Annotated in this window: 18 protein-coding genes and 1 other RNA gene; 6 read left to right on the plus strand and 13 right to left on the minus strand. The window is 70.5% G+C overall.

The features are described from left to right. From ASG00_RS16810 to ASG00_RS03920, 4 genes are all read right to left on the minus strand, one after another. Positions 1-387, minus strand: a 387-nt coding sequence (locus ASG00_RS16810) for a creatininase family protein (protein ID WP_235559125.1), incomplete at its 3' end; no start/stop codon positions are given. Positions 388-486: 99 nt separating this feature from the next. After that, the gene (locus tag ASG00_RS03910) at positions 487-1671 is read right to left on the minus strand and encodes a nitrate ABC transporter substrate-binding protein (protein ID WP_045248517.1); all 1185 of its coding nucleotides are present in this window, start codon (positions 1669-1671) and stop codon (positions 487-489) included. 61 nt (positions 1672-1732) lie between these two features. Then, positions 1733-2653 carry an ABC transporter permease gene (locus ASG00_RS03915; protein ID WP_056207028.1) on the minus strand — a complete coding sequence of 307 codons (921 nt, stop codon included), beginning with the start codon at positions 2651-2653 and terminating at the stop codon, positions 1733-1735. Further along, entirely contained in the window at positions 2653-3435 is a 783-nt protein-coding gene (locus ASG00_RS03920) for an ABC transporter ATP-binding protein (RefSeq protein WP_045248519.1), read from the minus strand. Before ASG00_RS03920 ends, ASG00_RS03915 begins: the two co-directional genes overlap by 1 nt. Before the next feature lie 250 nt (positions 3436-3685). Between ASG00_RS03920 and ASG00_RS03925 the strand changes: the two genes are divergently transcribed. After that, complete coding sequence (locus ASG00_RS03925) at positions 3686-4906, plus strand: MFS transporter (protein WP_056207030.1); 1221 nt, start codon at positions 3686-3688, stop codon at positions 4904-4906. On the opposite strand, the gene ASG00_RS03930 is transcribed toward ASG00_RS03925, so the two are convergent. The 3 genes from ASG00_RS03930 to ASG00_RS03940 form a co-directional block, all read right to left on the minus strand. After that, positions 4899-6431 carry a carboxylesterase/lipase family protein gene (locus ASG00_RS03930; protein ID WP_056207032.1) on the minus strand — a complete coding sequence of 511 codons (1533 nt, stop codon included), beginning with the start codon at positions 6429-6431 and terminating at the stop codon, positions 4899-4901. The two genes, ASG00_RS03925 and ASG00_RS03930, sit on opposite strands and share 8 nt — an antisense overlap. 66 nt (positions 6432-6497) lie before the next feature. Further along, entirely contained in the window at positions 6498-8186 is a 1689-nt protein-coding gene (locus tag ASG00_RS03935) for a hypothetical protein (RefSeq protein WP_056519908.1), read from the minus strand. Then, positions 8183-8836: a response regulator transcription factor gene (locus ASG00_RS03940; protein ID WP_235557476.1), complete on the minus strand. Its 654-nt coding sequence runs from the start codon at positions 8834-8836 to the stop codon at positions 8183-8185. The genes ASG00_RS03935 and ASG00_RS03940 overlap by 4 nt, the downstream gene beginning before the upstream one ends. A gap of 67 nt (positions 8837-8903) precedes the next feature. On the opposite strand from ASG00_RS03940, the gene ASG00_RS03945 reads away from it, so the two are divergent. Then, positions 8904-10085, plus strand: a complete 1182-nt coding sequence (locus ASG00_RS03945; protein WP_056207036.1) for an amidohydrolase family protein — start codon at positions 8904-8906, stop codon at positions 10083-10085. Between the two features lie 79 nt (positions 10086-10164). Here the strand turns inward: ASG00_RS03945 and ASG00_RS14785 are convergent, their stop codons facing one another. The 5 genes from ASG00_RS14785 to ASG00_RS03970 are packed head-to-tail and all read right to left on the minus strand — an operon-like array spanning position 10165 to position 15105. Continuing rightward, positions 10165-10932, minus strand: coding sequence for an ABC transporter ATP-binding protein (locus ASG00_RS14785; RefSeq protein ID WP_056207038.1), 768 nt, complete (start codon positions 10930-10932; stop codon positions 10165-10167). After that, complete coding sequence (locus ASG00_RS14790; protein ID WP_056207039.1) at positions 10925-11698, minus strand: ATP-binding cassette domain-containing protein; 774 nt, start codon at positions 11696-11698, stop codon at positions 10925-10927. Before ASG00_RS14790 ends, ASG00_RS14785 begins: the two co-directional genes overlap by 8 nt. After that, positions 11695-12546 (minus strand): ABC transporter permease, encoded by an 852-nt coding sequence (locus ASG00_RS16815; protein ID WP_056207041.1) that lies wholly within the window; start codon positions 12544-12546, stop codon positions 11695-11697. Before ASG00_RS16815 ends, ASG00_RS14790 begins: the two co-directional genes overlap by 4 nt. Continuing rightward, positions 12543-13490 carry an ABC transporter permease gene (locus ASG00_RS03965; protein ID WP_056207043.1) on the minus strand — a complete coding sequence of 316 codons (948 nt, stop codon included), beginning with the start codon at positions 13488-13490 and terminating at the stop codon, positions 12543-12545. The genes ASG00_RS16815 and ASG00_RS03965 overlap by 4 nt, the downstream gene beginning before the upstream one ends. 52 nt (positions 13491-13542) lie before the next feature. Then, positions 13543-15105 (minus strand): ABC transporter substrate-binding protein, encoded by a 1563-nt coding sequence (locus ASG00_RS03970; protein ID WP_056207045.1) that lies wholly within the window; start codon positions 15103-15105, stop codon positions 13543-13545. A 170-nt stretch (positions 15106-15275) separates the two neighbouring features. Here ASG00_RS03970 and ASG00_RS03975 point away from each other — a divergent pair, with 170 nt between their 5' ends. From ASG00_RS03975 to ASG00_RS03985, 3 genes are all read left to right on the plus strand, one after another. Then, entirely contained in the window at positions 15276-16397 is a 1122-nt protein-coding gene (locus ASG00_RS03975) for an aminotransferase class V-fold PLP-dependent enzyme (RefSeq protein WP_056207046.1), read from the plus strand. A gap of 11 nt (positions 16398-16408) precedes the next feature. Next, positions 16409-17776 carry an LLM class flavin-dependent oxidoreductase gene (locus ASG00_RS03980; RefSeq protein WP_056207048.1) on the plus strand — a complete coding sequence of 456 codons (1368 nt, stop codon included), beginning with the start codon at positions 16409-16411 and terminating at the stop codon, positions 17774-17776. Positions 17777-17846: 70 nt separating this feature from the next. Continuing rightward, on the plus strand, positions 17847-18491 hold the full coding sequence (locus ASG00_RS03985; protein WP_056207050.1) for a GntR family transcriptional regulator: 645 nt from the start codon (positions 17847-17849) through the stop codon (positions 18489-18491). 31 nt (positions 18492-18522) lie between these two features. Here ASG00_RS03985 and ssrA read toward each other — a convergent pair. Then, positions 18523-18891, minus strand: a transfer-messenger RNA (tmRNA) gene (gene ssrA, locus ASG00_RS14310). A gap of 208 nt (positions 18892-19099) precedes the next feature. On the opposite strand from ssrA, the gene ASG00_RS03990 reads away from it, so the two are divergent. After that, positions 19100-20113: MFS transporter (locus tag ASG00_RS03990; RefSeq protein ID WP_235559126.1), on the plus strand; the 1014-nt coding region annotated here is incomplete at its 3' end.

Consider the following 20113-nt stretch of genomic DNA (forward strand, 5'->3'; position numbering starts at 1 on the left):
GCGGTTCGCCACCTGCAGGAGGGCGACGTTGCCCCCGTGGCCGTTGACGAAGACGACCTTGCGCGCGGGCGTCGTCGTGATCGAGCGACCGATTTCGACGAGCACGTCCATGAGTGTCTCTCCGCTCAGCCACAGCGTGCCCGGCGCCCAGCAGTGCTCGTCGGACTTCGCGATCTGCAGGGTCGGCAGCTGCCAGGCATCGATGCCGGCCTCACGTGCACGGGGCACGAGGGCTTCGACGGCGGCCTCCGCCATCAGCGCATCGGTCACCAGTGGGAGGTGGGGCCCGTGGTGCTCGATCGCGCCGATCGGCACCAGCAGCACCGAGGCCGGAGTGAGCACGGTCGCCGTCTGGGGGCCGGTGAGTTCATGGAAGCGCGTGGTCACGGGGCATCCTTCTGTGTGCGGGTCGTGCGTGTCGGCGGCGGGGGGACCGGGTGGGGCACGCCGATGCCCCCGGCGCGGGGCCGGGGGCATCGGGTGGTGTTACTTGAGTCCGATCGAGGTGTCGATGAACTCGTTGGTGTACAGATCGGTCGCCTTCAGGCCGGGCGCGATGTTCGTGCCCAGATCGGTGTAGATCTTGGAGGCCTTGGTGAAGAAGTCCGCCATGCGGGCGTCGTTGAAGTCACCGATGGTGGAGTTGTCTCCGTTGGAGACGATCTTGTCGGCGAGCATCGTCTTGACCGCGTAGTCCGCGACACCGGGGCTGTAGCTCCAGCTCGCGTTGTAGCCGGCGATCGCCTTCTGGATGAGGGCGTTGGCCTTCGACGGGTCGGCGAAGTAGTCGACCTCGGCCTGCTGCAGCACCGGCGTGAACGCCTTGAGGCACGGGGTCAGCTTGTCGAAGTCACCGGTCTTGGCGACCATCTCCGACTGGTAGGGGTCCCAACCGGTCGACGAGATGAGCGAGTACTTGACCGGCTTGTCCCAGGCCGAGACCTCGTTCTGGTAGATGTACGGCTCAGCGGAGGCGAAGCCCTGCTGGACGCTCTTGCCCTCGGCGGCCACGAACTGGTCCGGCGCACCCGAGTAGCTCGAGTCGGTGTTGGCCTTGTCGACGTAGCCCTGCGAGATCAGGTAGTCCATGTAGGCCGATCCGCTGAAGTACAGCCACGAGCCGCCGGTCGACTTGAGCGCCGCGCCGATGTCCTTGACACCGGTCACGTTCGGGTAGGTCGCCGGGTCCCACATGACCATGATCGGGCTCTGGTCGAGGGGCGCGAAGAAGGCCTTCGTGGGCACCTTGCCCGAGTTGGCGATCTGGTCGTCGGTGGTGACGTAGCCGAAGGTGATCGAGTCGTCGGTGTACATCTGGGTGGCGACGTTGTTGAAGTTGATCGCCGCGCCACCGGCGCGGATCTCGAGCTTCACACCGGTCGACTTGCCGCCGGCGTAGAGCGTTCCGACGACGGCCTTCTTGTCGGCCTCGACGGTCGCGTCGTCGCCGAGCATCTGGTACAGGTGACCGTGCTCCGACTCGGGCCACCAGTCGGTCTGGACGACGATGGTCGACGGGCAGCCGGCCGCGGCGAGGTCGACCGTGCCGGCCTCCGCGGAGGCCGCGGCGCTGGAACCGGTGGTGGTGCTCGACGAACACGCCGCGAGAACCGCGGCCATGGCCACGGCGCTCAGGATCGCGCCCGCACGAACAACGGTGCGTGTGTGCATGTGATCTCTCTTTCGGGTGAGACGGATGGTGCGATGCGGGAGTGGTGCAGGTTGAGGGGGCTCAGGTGGTCGGCTCGTACCAACGGCCGACGACGAGCTTGGAGAGGGCGCCGAAGATGATGAACATGGCGACGCCGAGGAGCGCGGAGACGATCAGCGCATCGAACAGCTGGGGCATGTTCAACAGGCGCACGTAACGCTGCATGAGGGCGCCGAGGCCCGGTTCGCCGCGCTGGAAGAACATGTCGCCGACGATGGCGCCGACGACCGACAGGCCGGCGGAGGTGCGAAGGCCCACGAAGATCGACGGCAGCGCGCCGGGGAACATGAGCTTGGAGAGCACGGTCCACTTGGAGGCCTTCTGCAGCTTGAACAGCTCGTGGTAGGACTTGTCGAGCGACTGCAGACCGAAGAGGGTGTTCGACACCATCGGGAAGAGCGCGATCATCACGCACACCACGACACGGGCGCCGAACTCCTGGCCGAACCAGATGCCGATCAGCGAGACGAGCGCGAGGATCGGGATCGTCTGCAGCACCACGGCGTAGGGGTAGGTCGAGTTGTAGACCCACTTCCACAAGGCCATGCAGGTAGCCCATGCGATGCCGAGCGCCGAGGCGATGAGCAGTCCCACGATCGCCACGCCGGTGGTGCGGGCGAGCCCGGTGATGATGTCCGCCGACACCGACGGGTCGAAGGCCATCACGAACACCTCCCCCGGCGTCGGCAGGAGGAATCGCCGCTGGGGCGTCTGCATGGCGTTGAGGAGGTACCACCCGGCGATCACGAGCACGAACACGCCGAGCGGCGGGAGCAGGGTCAGGATCGTGCGCCTGACCTTCTGACCGAACGTGCGCTTCGCCTTGCGGCTGGGGCCGACGGTGGCGGGTTCGACGGCGGAATCGAGGTGCGCGGCGGCGACCGCGGGCTCGACTGCTGCCTCGGGGGTCACGGCGGAGGTCTCGGTGGACGGCGTGGACATCAGCGGTGCCCTTCTCGGAGCGCGTGCGACACCTCGCCGACGAGCTCGGCGAAGTCGGGGGTGTATCGGATGTCGGGGTTGCGGTCGGCCATGGCGAACGGCACATCGAAGCTCTTCACGATGGTGCCGGGCCGGCCCGACATGACGATCACCTTCGTGGAGAGGTACACGGCCTCGGACACCGAGTGGGTGATGAACATCCCCGCGAAGCCCTTGGCGATGAACAGCTGGATGAGCTCGTCGTTCAGGCGCTCGCGGGTGATCTCGTCGAGTGCACCGAACGGCTCGTCGAAGAGGAAGAGCTCGGGATCGAGGGTGAGCGAGCGTGCGAGCGAAGCGCGCATCCGCATGCCGCCGGAGAGCTGCTTGGGCAGGTGCTTCTCGAACCCCTTGAGGCCGACGAGGTCGATCGCGGCATCAGCCTTGGGGCGGCGGACGCGGATGGGCTGGTTGTTCAGCTCGGCGAGCAGCTCCACGTTCTGCTGCACGTTGCGCCACGCGAGGAGGGTGGCGTCCTGGAAGACGTAGCCGATGCGGTCGGTGCTGACGTCGACGGTGCCGCGGCTGGCGGTCTCGAGTCCGGAGGCGATTCGCAGCAGCGTCGATTTGCCGCAGCCGGAGGGTCCGACGACGGTGAGGAACTCGCCGGTGCGCACGGAGAGGTCGACACCGTGGAGGGCGACGGTGCCGTTGGGGAACTTCATCTCGACGTCGGTGAACGACACGAGATCCCGGGTCTGCGGGAGGGGGGTGGAGCCGGTGGGAGGTGCGACCGTGGTCACGACGGACTCGCTTTCGCTCGAGGGGTGGCGACGCCGCGTCTTCGGGGCGAATGTTGATGCGCTCAACAACGCTCAAGTTAGGGATCGGGTGTTTCGCTCATGTGTCGCCGCTGTAACCCTGATCGAAAACCCGGATGCCGCCGCCTCCCCGCCCGCTCGACGGCCTCGCGCGCGTGCCTAGACTGACGACGCCGGCGATTGTCCCGAGGGAGTCTCCCGAGTTCGACCGGCCAGAACAGGCCGGGTCGTCATGACCGCAATCGACCTCGATCGCTATCGCCGTGCGCTCATCGCCCCCGGCGCTCCGTGGTTCTCCCTCGCGGGGCTGCTCGCCCGCTTTCCCCGGGGAGCGCTCTCGCTCGGCGCGATCCTGCTCGTGTCGGGCGCGAGCGGAAGCTACGCGCTCGGCGGTGCGATCGCCGCGACGTTCGTCGTCGGGCTGTCGCTCGCGGGACCCGTGTGGGCGCGCGCGATGGATCGCGTGGGACAGCGCCTGCCCCTGCTGGCGTCCGCGGCGGCTCTGATCGTGTCCACCGCCCTCCTCACCGGCGCGGTGCTGTGGCGGTGGCCGGTGTGGACGTGGTTCGGGCTCGCGGCGATCGCCGGGGTGTGCTGCCTCGATGTCGGTCCCGCGGTGCGTGCGCGGTGGACCGCGCTCCTGGCCGGAGACGATCGACAGAGCGGATTCGCCATCGAGACGATCGTCGACGAGATCCTCTACGTGCTCGCGCCGCCGCTCGTGACGGTGATCGCGGTCGCCGCGGCTCCCGCGTCGGGCCTGGCGGTGATCGTCGTCATCGGTGCCGTCGGACTCGCCTGGCTCGGCGTTCTCACCCGCTCACAGCCCATCCCGCGCGGCCGGGAGCGCAGCGCGCGTCTCGTGCCGCCCCTCGGCATCCTGCCGCTCGTCGTCGCCTGGATCGGCGTCGGCGCGATGTTCGGCGCGTTCGACATCACTGCCGTCGCATGGGCCGCCGAGCTCGGCGGCGCATGGCTCACGGGCGTACTGATGGCGGCGTTCGCCCTCGGCAACACCGTCGGTGCGATCGTCTACGGCGCGTTGACGCTGCGCCCGTCGGCACGGGCCCGGTGGCTCGCGCTCACCGCGCTGGTGGCGGCCGCGGCCGTCATGCTGCCGCTGGCCGCCCGGGGGCTCGTGCTGATCGGGGTCGTGCTGCTGTTCGGGCTGCTTGTCGGTCCGCTCCTGGTCGCCGGCTTCGCCCTGCTGGAGTCGCGTGTCGATCGCGACCGCGTCACGGAGCTGCTCGCCTATCCCTCGATCGGCTCGGGCATCGGCATCCCGCTCGGGTCGATGATCGCGGGGGCATGGATAGACGCGCAGGGCGCGGCATCCGGATTCCTCATCGTCACCGCGGCCGCGGCCGCCGCACTCGTGCTCTCCGCCGCAGGCGAGGGTGTCGTCGCGGTGGTCGCGCGGGTGCGGCGGCCGGTGGTGTCGCAGGTCAGCTGAACGAGAGCACCTCGTCGCCCCAGGCGCTGCGCAGGGCCGCGTCCAGGTCGGGAACGACCGAGTCGGTGTGCTCGATCACGAGGGTGTCGCGCGCGGCGGCATCGTAGCGCGGCCAGTCGACCGCACCGTCGGCCGTGGGCTCCTGGCCGTAGGCGAACCGGGTCCACCGCTCCTGCATGCGCTGCGAGATCTCGATCGCGGCGCGCTTGCCGCCGAGCTTGAACGTCGGGTCCTTCGGGCCGCTCGTGAGGTTGCCCCACAGGTAGGGCAGCTCGGTCGCGTGTGTCGCGCCGAGACCGATCAGGCGCAGGAAGGGCGCACTGTGGTCGAAGCGGTAGAGGTAGGTCGGTGCCACGCGGCTGTGACCTTCGGCCACCCACAGCGTCGGCATGCGGAAGCCGATGTCGCGGGCGATGCCGAGACCGATCGCGCCCTGGCGGGCGTGCTCGTAGGCTCCGCGCACCTGCTCGATCGGCGGCATGTCGATGGACGGGTCATCGGCGGCCATGTCCGTGAACATCTGCTGGATGCGGTCGTCCGTGATCGGGATCAGCGGCGACTTCATGAACTTGAACAGCGACGCCTCGTCCTTGTTCGTCCCGATGATGAGCGGAACCGGGATGCCGCGGCCCTCGCTGAGCGCGTCGACGGGAGCCTCGGGCAGCAGGTCGCCGTCGACGATCGGGGCGAAGGCGAGTGTGCCCGGGTCGGTCGAGGGGACGGCGGCGTAGACGGCCTGGCCGACCCGCACGACTTCCTCGACGGGCAGCTCGCGCAGTGCCGTCACTGCGGCACCGTCGAGGCCCGCCTCGGTGACGAAGCGCTCCGCGACGGCACGGGCGCGTCCCGGACCGTACATGCTCGATGCCGGCGACGACTGGGCGATCGCGCGGTGGAAGAGACCCTCGGCGGACGGCACGGCAAGGAGCGTGGTGACGAGGCCGCCCCCCGCGGACTCGCCGAACACGGTCACGCGGGACGCGTCACCGCCGAAGGCGGAGATGTTCGTCTGCACCCAGCGGAGGGCCGTCAGCACGTCCTTGAGGGCGAGATTGCGGTCGAAGCCGCCCTCGGGCAGCAGTTCGCTGAGGTCGAGGAAGCCGAGCGCGCCGATACGGTAGTTCACCGTCACGATCACGACCTGGCCGCTCGTCACGATCGACGTCGCGTCGAACAGCGGCTGGCTCGACGAACCGAACGTGTACGCACCGCCGTGCAGCCAGACCATCACCGGCAGCGGGCCGGCAGCGTCGGCGGGCGCCCACACGTTGAGCGAGAGGCAGTCCTCGCTCTGCACGATGTCGGTGCCGAGGGGGATCGACGGGTTCACCGGCTGCGGGCAGACCGGGCCGTAGGCGAGCGCGTCCACGACGCCCTCGACCGGGGCGGCCGGCACCGGGTCGCGCCAGCGCAGCGGGCCGATCGGCGCCTCCGCGTAGCGGATGCCCCGCCACGACGTGACGTTCGCGGCGGTGGCGCCGCGGAAGGTTCCGGCGGGGGCGGTGATGGTGGTGGCGTCCAACATGACGGGGTCTCCTTGAGCGTTGGTCTGGGGTGCGATAGCCCGAAGCTATCCGCCCTCTCCGAGCGCTCAGGCGGGATGTACGGCTGACACGACAGGATGCCGCGATCCGCCCGGATCGACCACGAGAAGCGCCCGCAGCACCACGCTGTCTGCCACCTGCACGAGCTCGGCGCCGAGGGAGCGCACGTGGGATGCCGGGCGCAGCGCGGCCCCCCGCGGCAGGATGCCCTCGCAGCGCACGGCGAGACGCAGCATCCGCCCGGCACCCGTGGATGTGAGGTCGACGCTCACCCCCACCCGGCGTGCGTCGGCGTGCTTGACCGCGTTGAGAAGCCCTTCGGCGACGATGTCGTAGGCGTCCCGCGCGAGCGTGCCATCGCCGTCGAGCGCGGCGCGGGCGTCGTCGTCGATGCGCACGTCGACGGCGATCACGTGCGCCCAGGTGGCGATGACCTGGTCGACGGCCTCCGCCCCGACGGGCGGCGCCGGGCGCGCGAACACGTCGGCGGCCTGCGCGAGCAGCTCGTCGATGTCGGCCGCGATGCCTGCGCTCGGCGTCTGCAGCTGCAGCACGCAGCGGGCCTGCACGTCGCGATGGAGGATCTGGGCGGCATCCGTCAACGCCGCCCGAGCGGGGGCGGTGCCGCGGCGCAGCGCCCGCTGCTGGGAGGCCACGGCGTGGGAGAGGCGGCGCTGCTCGACCTGCAGCGCGTGCACGACGGCGGCGAGCATCGCGAACGCGAACGCGATCAACGGGAACGCGAGGGCGGGGATCAGCACCCGTATGCCGGTCAGTCCACCGAGCACAGAGGCGAGCGACAGCGCGAAGCCGGTGAGGACGGAGACTCCGAGGAAGACTCCGGCGCGCGCTCTGCCGCCACTGAGCACCGACAGGCGGCGGGGCAGGTAGTCGGTGGCGAGCGATCCGATCACGAGGAACACGGCGCCGATCACGAGTACCGCAGGGGTCGCCGCCCGCACTGCATAGGGAAGCATGAAGACCAGGTAGACGAGGCCGACGAGGCCGACCGGCGGCAGGCGCAGGCCGAACAGTCGCGCGCGACGCACGTCGAGCTCACCGGGCATCCGGGGCGGCTCGGCCGCCGCGAGATCGGCCAGTTCATGACTTTCCGCGCGGGCTGCGTCGGCTGCGAAGGCGCGCACCTGCTCGACAGTGGGCGGGTCGTTCCATTGGGCGAGGCGCGTGCGGGCGTCGTCGACGACGCGCACGACGAGCGCCCGGGCCGCACGATCGTAGGCCTCCGTGCTCTGCTGCGCTGCTGCGAGCTCGGCCCGCACCGAGCGAAGCAGCGCGTTGACGCGCCGGCGGGAACGGATCGCGTCGACGACGAGCGCCGTGACGGACAGCGTCACGAGCCACACGATGAGGTTCGTGGCGACGCGGAACGCGAGAACCTCGACCGAGTCGCCCGGGAATCCCGCGGCACGCAGCGCCGCGTCCTGCACGAGCGGTCGCGCGGCGGCAGCGACGGCCACGCCGGCGAGCACGGCGGTAGCACGACCCCGTGGCGTCGGGATGTTCCGTTCGAGGACGGCGACGAGCCCGAGCAGGAGGCCGAAGACCAGCGCGCCGATGAGCGACACGACGAACCCGTCGAACGCCTCATCCGGCGACAGGTCGCCGGCGGGGCTCACGACGGTGAGCGAGAGCGCGACGGCGACCGCGAGCGTCCAGATCGAGACGTAGGCGCCGCCGCCGACCACGTGGACGACGGCCGACGCCAGTCGTCTCATCGCACGGGTCCGAAGGCGGAGATGTAGGCGGCAGCCGCGGCGACGCGGGGATTCACAGCAGGATCGCCGGTGAGGCGCATCCGCTCGAAGATGCGGCTGATCGACCGTTCGACGGCGCGGACCGTTGCTCCGGATGCCTCGGCGATCTGCTCGTTCGACCAGCCGCGCGCGATCATCGCGAGCACGTCGATCTGGTGCCGCGTGAGGGTACCGAGCTTGTCGGCGACGGGCGCTGCGACGGTCGGCGCCGGTGACGGGTGGGTCGACAGCGCCGTCTCGAGCGCCTCGAAGAGCACCGCGGGCGAGGTGAGCGCGTCTTTGCTGACGAACACGGCACCCGCCACTCCGAGCGGCTCGGCGCCCGCGGCGGCGCGCGGGTAGCTCGAGAGGAAGACGATGCCGAGGTGCGGAGCGAGTCGGTGGAGCGTCTGGGCGAGGTCGATGCCGTTGGGACGACTGCCCAGGTCGATGTCGGTCACGAGGGCGTCGGGATCGACCTCGGCGAACAGTCGCATGGCCTCATCGGCGGATGCCGCGCCGGTCGCATCCCAGCCGTTGCGGGTGAGCAGCTCGCACGCGAGCGTGCGCAGCGCCGCCTGGTCCTCCACGACCAGCACGCGACGCACCCACCCCGCTCCCACGGTGTCCACGCTAGTCGAGGAAATCATGCCGAACGGCACGATGACGGCCCGCGCGCGGCCGTAGGCTGGCGGCGAGATGCACAGCACTGCCGACGACGCCCCCTCCTCCGAGCCGGTGGTCGATCTCGTCGACCCGGCGGCACCGCTTCTGATCGTCGGCGGGCGACTGCTCGACGCGCACGGCACGATCGTGCCGAACCCAGGGGTCCGGGTCATCGACGGGCGGATCGCCGCGTTCGGTGCGACGGTGGATGCGCCACCCGCCGGGCGCGTGGTGCGTCTCGTCGACGAGGTGCTCGCACCGGGGCTCGTCGACGCCCACTGCCACATCGCGTGGGCGGCGTTCCACGACAGCGAGCGGGCGGACATCGACTCGGTCCGCACTGAAGCTCTGGTGTCCGACGCCCTGACCCGCACGCTCCGCTCCGGCGTCACCCTGCTGCGCGATGCGGGCGGTGCCGACGAGACGCTGCGGCGTCGCGCGGCATCCGACCCGGCATCGGCTCCGAGGCTGTCGCTCAGCCACCGCATCATCACGGCGACCGACGCGCCGACCGCTGACGCGATGCGGCGGGTCGTCGCCGCGCTGGCCGACGACGGCGCCGACTGGGTCAAGCTCGCCGCGACGGGCGGCCTGGGCGACGCCGATGCCCTCGAGCTCGTCCCCCGGTTCTCGCGCGAGACGGTACGCGCGGCGACCGAGGAGGCCGCCGCGCACGGGCTGCGCGTCATGGTGCACGCCTGGGGCGGCGCGGCCATCGACGACGCCCTCGACGCGGGGGTCGCCTCGATCGAGCACGCGATCTTCCTCACGCCGGCTCAGGCCCATACCGCCGCCGCGTCGGGCGTCACGATCGTGCCGACCCTGCGCATCTACCAGCTGCTGACGGATGCCGCCTCCCCCGTCGACCTGCCGGCGCCGTTGCGCGCGCGGGCCGAGGCGGTCGTCGAGGCGCATCCCCGGGCCGTGGGCGACGCCCTCGACGCGCGGGCGACGGTCGCCGTCGGCACGGACTTCGGCACGCCGCAGCAGCACGGCCGCATCGCGGAGGAGCTCGCCGCACTGCGCGCGGTGGGCCTGTCGGCCGCCGAGGTGCTGGTCGCCGCCACGCGGGCGGGCGCGACTCTCGTCGAAGGCGACCCCTCCGCGGGAGTGCTCAGTGTCGGCGGCGTCTTCGATGCGGTCGCGCTGCGCGGACTGGATGCCCCCGGCGCGCCCACCGTCACACGCGTCTTCCGTTCCGGCATCGGGACCTGACCCGGGCGATCCGGCTGCGGCCTCCGGCGTCGACCCGAGTCACTCACGCGCACCTCGCTGACCTGTGCGCCACGTCGCCTCAGCGGTGCGCGCCGCCGTCGAGCCGCGGGACCGCGTCGATGAGCGCTCGGGTGTAGGCGGACGTCGGGCGCCGCAGCACGTCGGCCACGGCGCCCTGCTCCTGCACGCGGCCCTGCTCGAGCACGATGACCTCGTCTGCCAGCCGCTCGACGACGCGCAGGTCGTGCGTGATGAGCACGATCGCGAGTCCCTGGCGTCGGGCGAGCTCGTCCAGCAGCTCGAGGATCTCGGCCTGCACCGAGACATCCAGCGCCGACGTCGGCTCGTCGGCGACGAGCACCTCGGGATCCACCGCGAGCGCGCGGGCGATAGCGGCGCGCTGACGCTGTCCGCCTGAGAGGTGGCCGGGGCGGCGGCGGGCGAGCTCGGGGGTCAGCGCGACCGACTCGAGCAGATCATTGAGCGCCGTCTCCCGCTCCGCGGCGGATCGCCGGGGGCGGGTGCGCCGCAGCAGCTCCCGCAGCACGCTGTCGATCGTGCGCAGCGGGTTGAGTGCCAGTGAGGGATCCTGGAACACCATCTGCACCCGGGTGCGAGCACGTCGACGATCGGATGCGGTGCCCCCGGGGGCATCCTCACGCCACACCAGACGCCCGGCCGACGCGGGCTGCAGCCCGGCCACGACGCGACCGATCGACGTCTTCCCCGATCCGCTCTCGCCGATCAGCCCGACGATGCGGCTCGGACGCAACACCGCGTCGACGCCGTGCACGACCGTTCGGCCGCGGTAGGCGACCTGGAGGCCGTCGAGCACCAGCTCAGCCATCAGAGCCTCCTTCCAGTGCGCGGGCCTCGGCGATGAGCTCGGAGAAATAGTCCGATGCGGGCGCCGCGATGACCTCGTCGGTCACGCCGGACTCGATCACCTGGCCGTGCCGCATCACCATGATGCGCTCGCTCACCTGCGCGACCACGGGCAGGTCGTGGGAGACGAACACGAGCCCGAGCCCCTCGGCCCGCAGCGACGACAGCAGGTCGAGCACACGCTGCTGCACGGTCACATCCAGCGCGGTCGTCGGCTCGTCGCACAGCAGGAAACGCGGCTCCGCCGCGAGCGCCACAGCGATCGCGGCACGCTGACGCATCCCGCCCGACAGCTCGTGCGGGTAGAGACGCGCGGTGGCCGCGGCATCCCGTATGCCGACCCGGTCGAGCAGGGCGACGGCATCGGATGCCGCGACCGCCCTCGGAAGCCCGCGCACGGCGCGCCGCACGTCGGCGATCTGCGCGCCCACGCGCCGAACCGGGTCGAGCGCCGAGCCGGGGTCCTGCAGCACCAGGCCGATCTGGCCGCGCACGTCGGCGTGGCCGTGTACCGGTGCACCGTCCAGACGCACCTCACCCGCCGCGCGGCGCACACCGTCGGGCAGCAGGCCGATGAGCGAGCGCAGCAGCAGGCTCTTGCCCGAGCCGGACTCCCCCACGATGCCCAGGCTCTCGCCCGGCGCGACCCGCAGCTCGGCGACCTCGACGAGGGGCGCGCCTCCCCTCTCGACCAGACGCAGCCCCGACAGCTCGAGCCCCGCGCTCACAGTCGCACCCGTCGGTAGTCCGCATAGCCGTCGGCGAGCAGCGCGAAGCCGAGACCCGTCCAGAAGACAGCGAGCCCCGGGAACACCGACACCCACCAGTTCGTGGTCAGGAACTGCCGGCCGTCCGAGATCATGCGCCCCCATTCGGCCGTCGGTGCCTGCACGCCGAGACCCAGATAGCTCAGCGTCACGACCGCGAGGATCACGAAGACGACCTCGGAGAGGGCGAGGGTGACGATCTGGTTCCAGAGGTTCGGCAGGATGTGCCGGAAGATCACGCGTCCGTGACCGAGCCCGCCGGCGCGCGCCGCCTCGACCCAGGGCCGTTGACGCAGACCGAGGGTCACACTGCGGGTGAGTCGCGCGTAGTGCACCCACGCGACCGCGGCGAGGGCGACGTAGATCGAGAGCTCGCCCGGGCCGAGGAAGACGACGAGGGCGAGAGCGAGGATGTAGAAGGGGAACGTCAGCACGACGTCCACGAGGTAGCCGATGATCGCATCCGCCACGCCGCCGAAATAGCCCGCGACGAGACCGAGCACCGATCCGATCGTCGCCGGCAGGAGGATGCCGAACACGCCGATGCGCACATCGGTCGCCGCCCCGTATGCGATGCGCGCCCAGATGTCGCGGCCCAGCTGATCGGTGCCGAGTGGATGCGCACCCCCCGGCGGAAGGAACCCCGCGGAGAGGTCCTGAGCGTTCGGGTCGTACGGGGTCAGCAGCGGTGCGGCCACGGCGATCAGCACCATCACGCCGATCATCACCAGCCCCACGACGAGGGCGGGCTGCCGCCACACGGACTCCCGTCGACGGGTCGGGGTGGCGATCCCCGCCTCGGCGCTCATCGGGTGCTCCTCGCGCGGCGCACCCGAGGGTCGACGAGACGCACGACGATGTCGGTCAGCGTCGTCACGACCACGACCACGAGCCCGGTCAACAGCACGATTCCCTGGATGAGCGGGGCGTCGCGGGCCGAGATCGCGTCGAACAGGAGTGAGCCGACGCCGTTGATGGAGAACACCCGCTCGACGATGAACGTGCCGCCGAGCAGCACGGCGAAGTTCGTGCCCGCGAGAGCGATCATCGGCAGCAGCGAGTTCGGGATGAGCCGGCGCCAGGTGATGAAGGCGGGCGAGAAGCCGACCGCGCGGGCGGAGACCATGAAGTCGGCGTCCTTCGTGTCGAGCATCTCGGTGCGCAGACTCCGGGTGAGCACGGGCACGATCGCCGCGGCCGCGACGATGACCGGGAGAACCAGGGATGCCGCGAACTCCGCCGGTGAGCGCCCGAGCCCGCCGGCCGGGAGCACACGGAGGTTCACCGCGAAGATCAGGATGAGCACCAGACCGAACCAGAAACCCGGCACGGCGATGCCGGCCGTGGTGAGCAGCCGAACCCCATGGTCGATCGCTCCGCCGGGGCGTCGGGTGGCCGCCACCGCGAGCAGCAGAGCCGACGCGAGGGCCAGGACGAGCGCGATGCCGGCGAGCAGCACCGTGGGGCCGGCGCGACCGATGACGAGCGGAGCGACCGGCACCCCGAGTGACAGCGACGTGCCGAGGTCTCCGTGCAACACCCCGACGACGTAGTCGCCGAGCCGCACCCACCAGGGCTGGTCCAGCCCGAGGGCGGTGCGCAGTGTCCCCGCCGCCGCCGGTGTGACGTGGGCGCCGAGCAGCGCGCTCACCGGGTCACCGGGGATGACCAGGATGAGCGCGAACGAGGCGAGGACGACGCCGACCGCCACGGCGAGGCCGCGGGCGGCGACGCCGATGATGCGTAGGATCACGGTTCTCCTCGGGGGAACGGTGGGGCGACCGTTCGAGCCGCCCCACCGTATCTCACTTGGCGATCCACACTCCGTCGAGGAGCGAGGTGCCGTTGGGCACGACCACGAGGCCGTTGATGGAGCTGGCGGTCGCCGTGATCTGCGCCGTGTAGTCGAGCGACAGGTTCGGCACGTCCTGCGCCACGATCTCCTGCAGCTGGGCGTAGATCGCCTTGCGCGCGTCGCCGTCCGGGGTCGTGCGACCCTGCTCGGCGAGGTCGTTGACCTGCGTGTTGTCGTAGCCGGTGAAGAACGCCTTCGACGGGCCCTTCGCGTCGACCTGCCAAGTCGTCACGTTGTCGGGATCGGACGTGTCGGCGATCACCGTCGTCAGGGCGAACTGGTAGTTGCCCGCGGGGAACTGCGTCCAGAAGGTCGCGCTGTCCACCGAGTCGATCTTCACAGTGATGCCGATCTTCGCCAGCTGCGACTGGATGATCTGCGCCTGCTGGTCGCGCGACTGCGATCCGCTCTCGACGAGCAGCGTCGCGGTCGTCGGAACGGGGTTCGCCTGCGCGACATCCTTCGTGGCCTGGTCGATGTCGAACGGGAGGATCGTCGCCGACTGGTCGGAGTACTTCACCGTGCTCGGGATGTAGGTCGTGCCGGTCGTCGCGGTGCCGAAGGTCGTGTTCTTCGCGAGCGCCGCGCGGTCGATGGCCTGCGCCACCGCACGTCGCGCATTGCGGTCGCTGAAGGGCGCCGCGGCCGTGTTGAAGAAGATCTCGTCCTGGTTCCAGCTCGAGATGCTCTGCAGCGTCACGGCGGTGTCGGAGCTCAGGTCCGCCACGCTCGCCGGGGCGATGCCCTCGGAGATCTGTGCCTGGCCCGACTTCACGAGCGACGCGAGCTGGGCGTCGTCACCGGCGACCAGGTAGGTCACCGAGTCGAGGTACGGCTTGCCGGGCTGCCAGTAGTGGGTGTTCTTGACGAGCGTGATCGACCCACCCGTCTTGTCCCAGGTGCCGACGGTGAACGGGCCGCTGGCGACCGGGTTCGCGAAGAACGTCGCCTCCGACTCGCCCTTGAGGTTGTTCGGCACGATCCCCGACGAGAACGTCGACAGCTCGGCGAGCAGCGGCGAGAACGGCTTCGAGAGCGTGACGACGACGGTGCCGGCGTCGGGGGCGGTCACGTCGGTGATGGGCGCCGACAGCGGCAGCGCACCGCCCTTCGACAGATGGCGCTTGATCGAGTAGACGACGTCCGCCGACGTGAGGGCGCTGCCGTCCGAGAACGTGAGGTCGGGGTGCAGCGTGAAGGTCCAGGTGAGTCCATCCGAGGATGTCGTGTACGACTGGGCCAAACGGGGCTGGATGCCGCCCTTGTCGTCCTGGATGACGAGCGTGTCGAAGATCTTGTCCAGCGTGTACGCGTTGTTGCTGGTCAGCGTGTCGGGCACCGGGTCGAGGTTCGTCACCTCCGCACCGAGCCGCGCGATCGTGATGGAGCCGCCGGCGACCGGCGATGCGCTCGTGGGGGCCGAGGCGGCCGACCCGGAGCAGGCGGAGAGAGCCAGGGCCGCGACGATACCGGCGGCGGCGATCCCTCCCCAACGTGCGACACGAAGTGCCATGGATGTCCTCTTCTCTGGTGCGCGCCGGGATGGGTGTTCGGTGGCGCGGAAGTCATGTGCGGTAACCCTGGGGAAGCGTAATGCGCACGCGTGTATACATTGTTGACGACGAGAAACACTTCGTCACGGGACGCCCGATCACCGAGGCGACGCCGCGGAAGGACGCACGAATGACAACAGCACTGGCCGCGCCGTGGCATCCGCTCTGGGACGTTCCCGCGTTCCCCGCCGCACGCTACGCACTGCTCAGCGACCGCATCGGTGCACTGGTGGGCGCGTCAGACGTGCACGACACCGTCATCGTTCCGGGCGAGGCCATCGTCGCGCTCGAAGCCGTCGCCCGCGAGGTCGGACACGCCGGGCAGCGCGTCCTGAACATCGTGACGAGCCACTACGGCGGCCTCTTCGGCGAGTGGCTGGCGCAGAGCGGCGCCGAGGTGACGACACTCGCCCCACTCGTGGCGGGCGGCGCGATCGAGACGGAACGCGTCGCCGCGGCCCTCGCGCAGGAGGCGTTCACTGTCGTCAGCCTCGTGCACGGAGAGGGCGCGACCGCCATCGTCAACCCGCTCTCCACGCTGCTGTCCCTCGCCCGCGCAGCCGGCGCCCTCACCGTCGTCGACGCCGTCGCCTCGGTCGGCGCCGAGCCGGTCGACGTGACGTCCGACGGCATCGACATCCTGGTCGCAGGCCCGCAGAAGGGATGGTCCGGCCCCTCGGCGATCTCGACGATCACCGTGAGCCCCGCGGGTTGGAACGCACTTCGACGCACCACTCCCACCGCGGCCCTCTCGGCCGTCTCGCTGCTCGACCTGCAGCGGGACTGGCTCACCACCGACCGCACCCGCATCCCCGGCACCGCCCCCTCGCTCGAGCTGTGGGCGCTGGATGCCGCGATCACCCGCGTCGAGCTGGAGGGCCACGCCTCACTCGTGGCGCGGCACCGCGCGGCGGCCGAGGCCACGTTCCGCGCCGTCACCGCGCTCGGACTGCAGCCGTGGGCCCGCGGCGTCGAGGAGGCTTCCGGCCTCATGACCGGCATCCTGCTCCCCGACGGCACCGACCGCTCCCGCGTGCTGCGCGCGACGTCCGCCCGCGGCTCCGGCATCACCGCGGGGGTAGGCGACGTGCCCGCCGGCCACCTGCGTCTGAACCACACCGGTCCTCGCGCCGGCTTCGCCACGATCGCCGCCGATCTGACCTCCCTCGCCCTCGCCGTGACCGCAGAAGGGGTCCGCGTGGACCTCGCCGCGGCCGCCACCGAGCTCGCCGCGCTTCCTGCGGCCGTCTGACAAGGAGACGCATGCCTCGCCGACTGCACCTCAACGCGTTCGAGAACTTCTCGCCCGGCAACATCGCCTCTGGCCTGTGGCAGCACCCGCAGGACGACTCGCGGGCGTACCGCTCACTGACGTACTGGACCCGATTGGCCCGAGATCTCGAGGCAGCGGGCTTCGACGCGATCTTCCTCGCCGATGTGCTCGGCGTGCTCGACGTCTACAAGGGCGGCCCCGACGAAGCCCTCCGCACGGCCAGCCAGGTGCCGATCGGCGACCCGCTGACGCTCGTGTCGGCGATGGCGGCGGTGACGGAGCGCCTCGGTTTCGCGGTGACATCCTCGGTGAGCTACACGCACCCCTACACGTTCGCGCGCAGCCTCGCGAGCCTCGACCACCTCAGCGGCGGGCGGGTCGGCTGGAACATCGTGACGTCGTACCTCGACAGCGCGGCGCGCAATCTCGGGCGCGGCGAACAGCTGGCGCACGACGAGCGCTACGACCTCGGCGACGAGTTCCTGGAAGTGACGCACAAGCTGTGGGAGCTGTCGTGGGATGCCGACGCGGCCGTCGTCGACAAGGAGCGCGGCGTCTACGTCGACCCCGAGCTCGTACGGCCGATCGGTCACGAGGGCCGCTACTTCTCGGTGCCCGACGAGTTCCTCGCGGAGCCGTCGCCGCAGCGCACCCCGGTGCTCTTCCAGGCGGGATCGTCGTCGCGCGGGCAGCGGTTCGCGGCGGAGCACGCCGAGGGCGTCTTCGTGCACGGCACCCGCCCCGAGGTGCTGGCCCCGATCGTTGCGAACGTGCGCGCCGCCGCCGAGGCGGCCGGGCGCGCACGCGAATCGGTGCGGGTGCTCGCGGTTGCGACGATCGTGACCGGCGAGACCGACGAGATCGCCCGGGCCAAGTTCGCCGACCTGCAGCGCTACGCCGACTACGGCGGCGCGATGGTGCAGTTCGCGGGGCCGGTCGGAGTGGATGTCGCGGACCTCGACCCCGACATCCCGCTCACCGACATCGCCTCCAACGGCGCGCAGTTCTCGGCGAAGTTCTTCGCATCGGCCGACCCGGACCGCACCTGGACCTTGCGTGAGGTCGCGGAGTACATGGCCGTGGGTGGGATGGGACCGACCATCGTCGGCTCGGGGGCGACGGTCGCCGACGAGCTCGAGCGCTGGGCGGAGGTCGCGGACCTCGACGGCTTCAACCTCGCCTACGCGGTGCGTCCCGGCACATTCGACGACATCATCCGATACGTCGTGCCGGAGTTGCGCCGCCGCGGCGTTCTGCCCGAGCGGGAGCACGGCGCGCGCACCCTTCGCGAGGCCCTGTTCGGCGACGGCGAGCCGGCCCTGAAGGCCGATCACCCGCACTGGCGCATCGCGCTCTGACCACTTGTCGGCGCCGACGAGGGCGCTGATACGATCCGCACACACGCCGCACGGCAGCAGGGGGCACCACGTGACGACCAAGACCCGGAGGTCGACCGCCGCGGTCGATCACCACGCGACACTGCGCGCCCTCATCCTGAGCGGGGAGATCGGCGCCGACACCCGGCTCTACGAAAGCGCGCTCACCGATGAGCTCGGCACCTCGCGCACGCCGATCCGCGAGGCGCTGGCGATGCTCGAGCGCGACGGCATCCTCGTGCGCGAGGCGCGCGGCTACCGTGTGCGCACGCGGTCGACGCAGGAGGTGCTCGACTACTTCGACATCCGCATCGCGCTCGAGTCGTCGGCAGCCGCTCTCGCCGCCGATCGCGCCACGCCTCTGGAACGCGGGCGCATGGTCGAGCTGCTGCGCCGCGCGGACCAGGCGACCGACGAGGAAGCGGCCGAGCACCACCGCGCGTGGCACCGCACACTCATCGAGGCGTCGCACAATCCCGCGCTCGTCGACTTCGTCGAGCGCGCCGAGATCATGATCCTGCTGCACGAGCGTCCGTGGCCGCGGTCGATCGCCGGCACACAACAATCCCAGGCCGAGCATCTGGCGATCCTCGACGCGGTGCTGCAGGGCGACGCACAGGCCGCGCAACGGCTCATGGCCGACCACATGGTGCGGGCACGCGACTACCAGCTGCACGCGGCGATCATAGACCTCTGAGTGGCGGCCACTCCCAGTGCGACAGCGGCGATGGTGGAGATGGGGGGAATCGAACCCCCGTCCATCGCTGGGTCTCTGCGCCTTCTCCGGGCACAGTCTGTGCAGACGTGTTCTCAGTCCCGACGCTTGTCACAGACACCTGCGTCGACGGACTCATCCTGAAAGAGTCCCTCGCAACCCTCAGGCGAGGTTACGAAGCAAGATTCCTAGATGACGCCAGGACCCGTATCGGAATCACATACGGACTGACGGACTCGGGCTCGCTGCTCAGGCAGCGAGGGCGAAGTCGGACTGCGACTTGTTGGCAGTTATTGGTTCGCAGGGGGCGTTCACGAGATAACCCTGCATCCTCGGCCCGCTTCTCGCAGATTCGCAGGCGATGTCGAAACCGATCATCCCCATGTTCCCTCGGTGAGGGGCCGCTGTCGCACTGTGGAGTTGCCATGCCCTTGCGGGCGATCGGAAGCGCGAGGCATCCGAGCGTTTCAGAATACAACGGATGCCGCGCCCCTGCCATTCCCCGCCGTCACCGCGGCGCGCGTGTGACGCCCACGGCGCGGCGCACCCGCCGATACAGTGAACCCACCCGGACCAGTGGAAGGAGCGCGATGTCTGCGCGCGTGAGCTTGGGCGCCCTGGCGGGCGTCGTCGGATTCCTGGCCTTCGTCGAGTTCACGAGCGGCGTGCTGCAGGGCTACTACACCCCGATGCTCACCGACATCGCCCGGCATCTGTCCATTCCCGATGCCGACGTGAACTGGCTCGAGGGAACCCAGCTGATGCTCTCGGCGCTGGTCGTGCCCGCCTTCGCCAAGCTCGGCGACATGGTCGGACACAAGCGGATGCTGCTCATCTCGACCGCACTGACCGCAGCCGCGTCGGCGGCGCTGCCGTTCACCGACTCGTTCCCGGTCTTCCTTGCGGCGTGGACGCTGCAGGGCTTCTACGTGGTCTGGCTGCCGCTGGAGATCGCCCTCATCTGGTCGCGCACGCGCGGCCGCGAGGGGCGCGCTGTGCTCACCGCACGTGCGGCCGGCCTGCTCGTCGCGGCGCTCGAGATCGGCGCGATCTCCGGCGCACTCATCGGCGGTGCGCTCGTGGACGCGCTGCCCCTGCAGCTGGTGCTCGCGATCCCCGCCGTCGCGGTGGTCGCCTGCTTCTTCGTCGTCCTGTTCGGTGTGCGCGAATCGCCCGAGACCACCGGCGGCCGCCTCGACACCGTCGGACTCGTGCTGATCTCTCTGGCGTTGCTCTCCTTCACGGGCGGGCTGAGCCTGCTGCGCATCAACGGCCCGACAGATCTGTTCTCGTGGGGGGTCACGCTCGTCGGCGTGGCGCTGGTCGTGCCGTTCGCCCTGTGGGAACTGCGCCATCACGACCCGCTCATCGACGTGCGCATGTTCCGCTCCCCCGCGCTCGGTCCCGTGTTCCTGACGGCGGGCCTGTTCGGCGTGAGCGTGCTCGGGTCACAGGCACCGCTGTCGACCTTCGCGCGCACCGATCCGGCCGCCGCAGGGTTCGGCCTCGGCACGACCGGCTTCCAGACGAGCCTCATCATCGGCATCTACCTGATCGCCATGATCATCGGCGCGCTCCTCTTCCCTGCGATCTCACGCCTCGTC

Origin of the sequence: Microbacterium sp. Leaf351, from assembly GCF_001423825.1 — a bacterium.
Classification (GTDB): domain Bacteria; phylum Actinomycetota; class Actinomycetes; order Actinomycetales; family Microbacteriaceae; genus Microbacterium; species Microbacterium ginsengisoli.

What these genes read in the sequence shown, in the direction of transcription:
- ASG00_RS03915 (WP_056207028.1), bottom strand. Translation starts at nt 2,653, where the DNA reads ATGTCCACGCCGTCCACCGAGACCTCCGCCGTGACCCCCGAGGCAGCA.
- ASG00_RS03935 (WP_056519908.1), bottom strand. Translation starts at nt 8,186, where the DNA reads ATGAGACGACTGGCGTCGGCCGTCGTCCACGTGGTCGGCGGCGGCGCC.
- ASG00_RS03970 (WP_056207045.1), bottom strand. Translation starts at nt 15,105, where the DNA reads ATGGCACTTCGTGTCGCACGTTGGGGAGGGATCGCCGCCGCCGGTATC.
- ASG00_RS03975 (WP_056207046.1), top strand. Translation starts at nt 15,276, where the DNA reads ATGACAACAGCACTGGCCGCGCCGTGGCATCCGCTCTGGGACGTTCCC.
- ASG00_RS14785 (WP_056207038.1), bottom strand. Translation starts at nt 10,932, where the DNA reads ATGGCTGAGCTGGTGCTCGACGGCCTCCAGGTCGCCTACCGCGGCCGA.
- ASG00_RS03910 (WP_045248517.1), bottom strand. Translation starts at nt 1,671, where the DNA reads ATGCACACACGCACCGTTGTTCGTGCGGGCGCGATCCTGAGCGCCGTG.
- ASG00_RS03945 (WP_056207036.1), top strand. Translation starts at nt 8,904, where the DNA reads ATGCACAGCACTGCCGACGACGCCCCCTCCTCCGAGCCGGTGGTCGAT.
- ASG00_RS03930 (WP_056207032.1), bottom strand. Translation starts at nt 6,431, where the DNA reads ATGTTGGACGCCACCACCATCACCGCCCCCGCCGGAACCTTCCGCGGC.
- ASG00_RS03925 (WP_056207030.1), top strand. Translation starts at nt 3,686, where the DNA reads ATGACCGCAATCGACCTCGATCGCTATCGCCGTGCGCTCATCGCCCCC.
- ASG00_RS16815 (WP_056207041.1), bottom strand. Translation starts at nt 12,546, where the DNA reads ATGAGCGCCGAGGCGGGGATCGCCACCCCGACCCGTCGACGGGAGTCC.
- ASG00_RS03980 (WP_056207048.1), top strand. Translation starts at nt 16,409, where the DNA reads ATGCCTCGCCGACTGCACCTCAACGCGTTCGAGAACTTCTCGCCCGGC.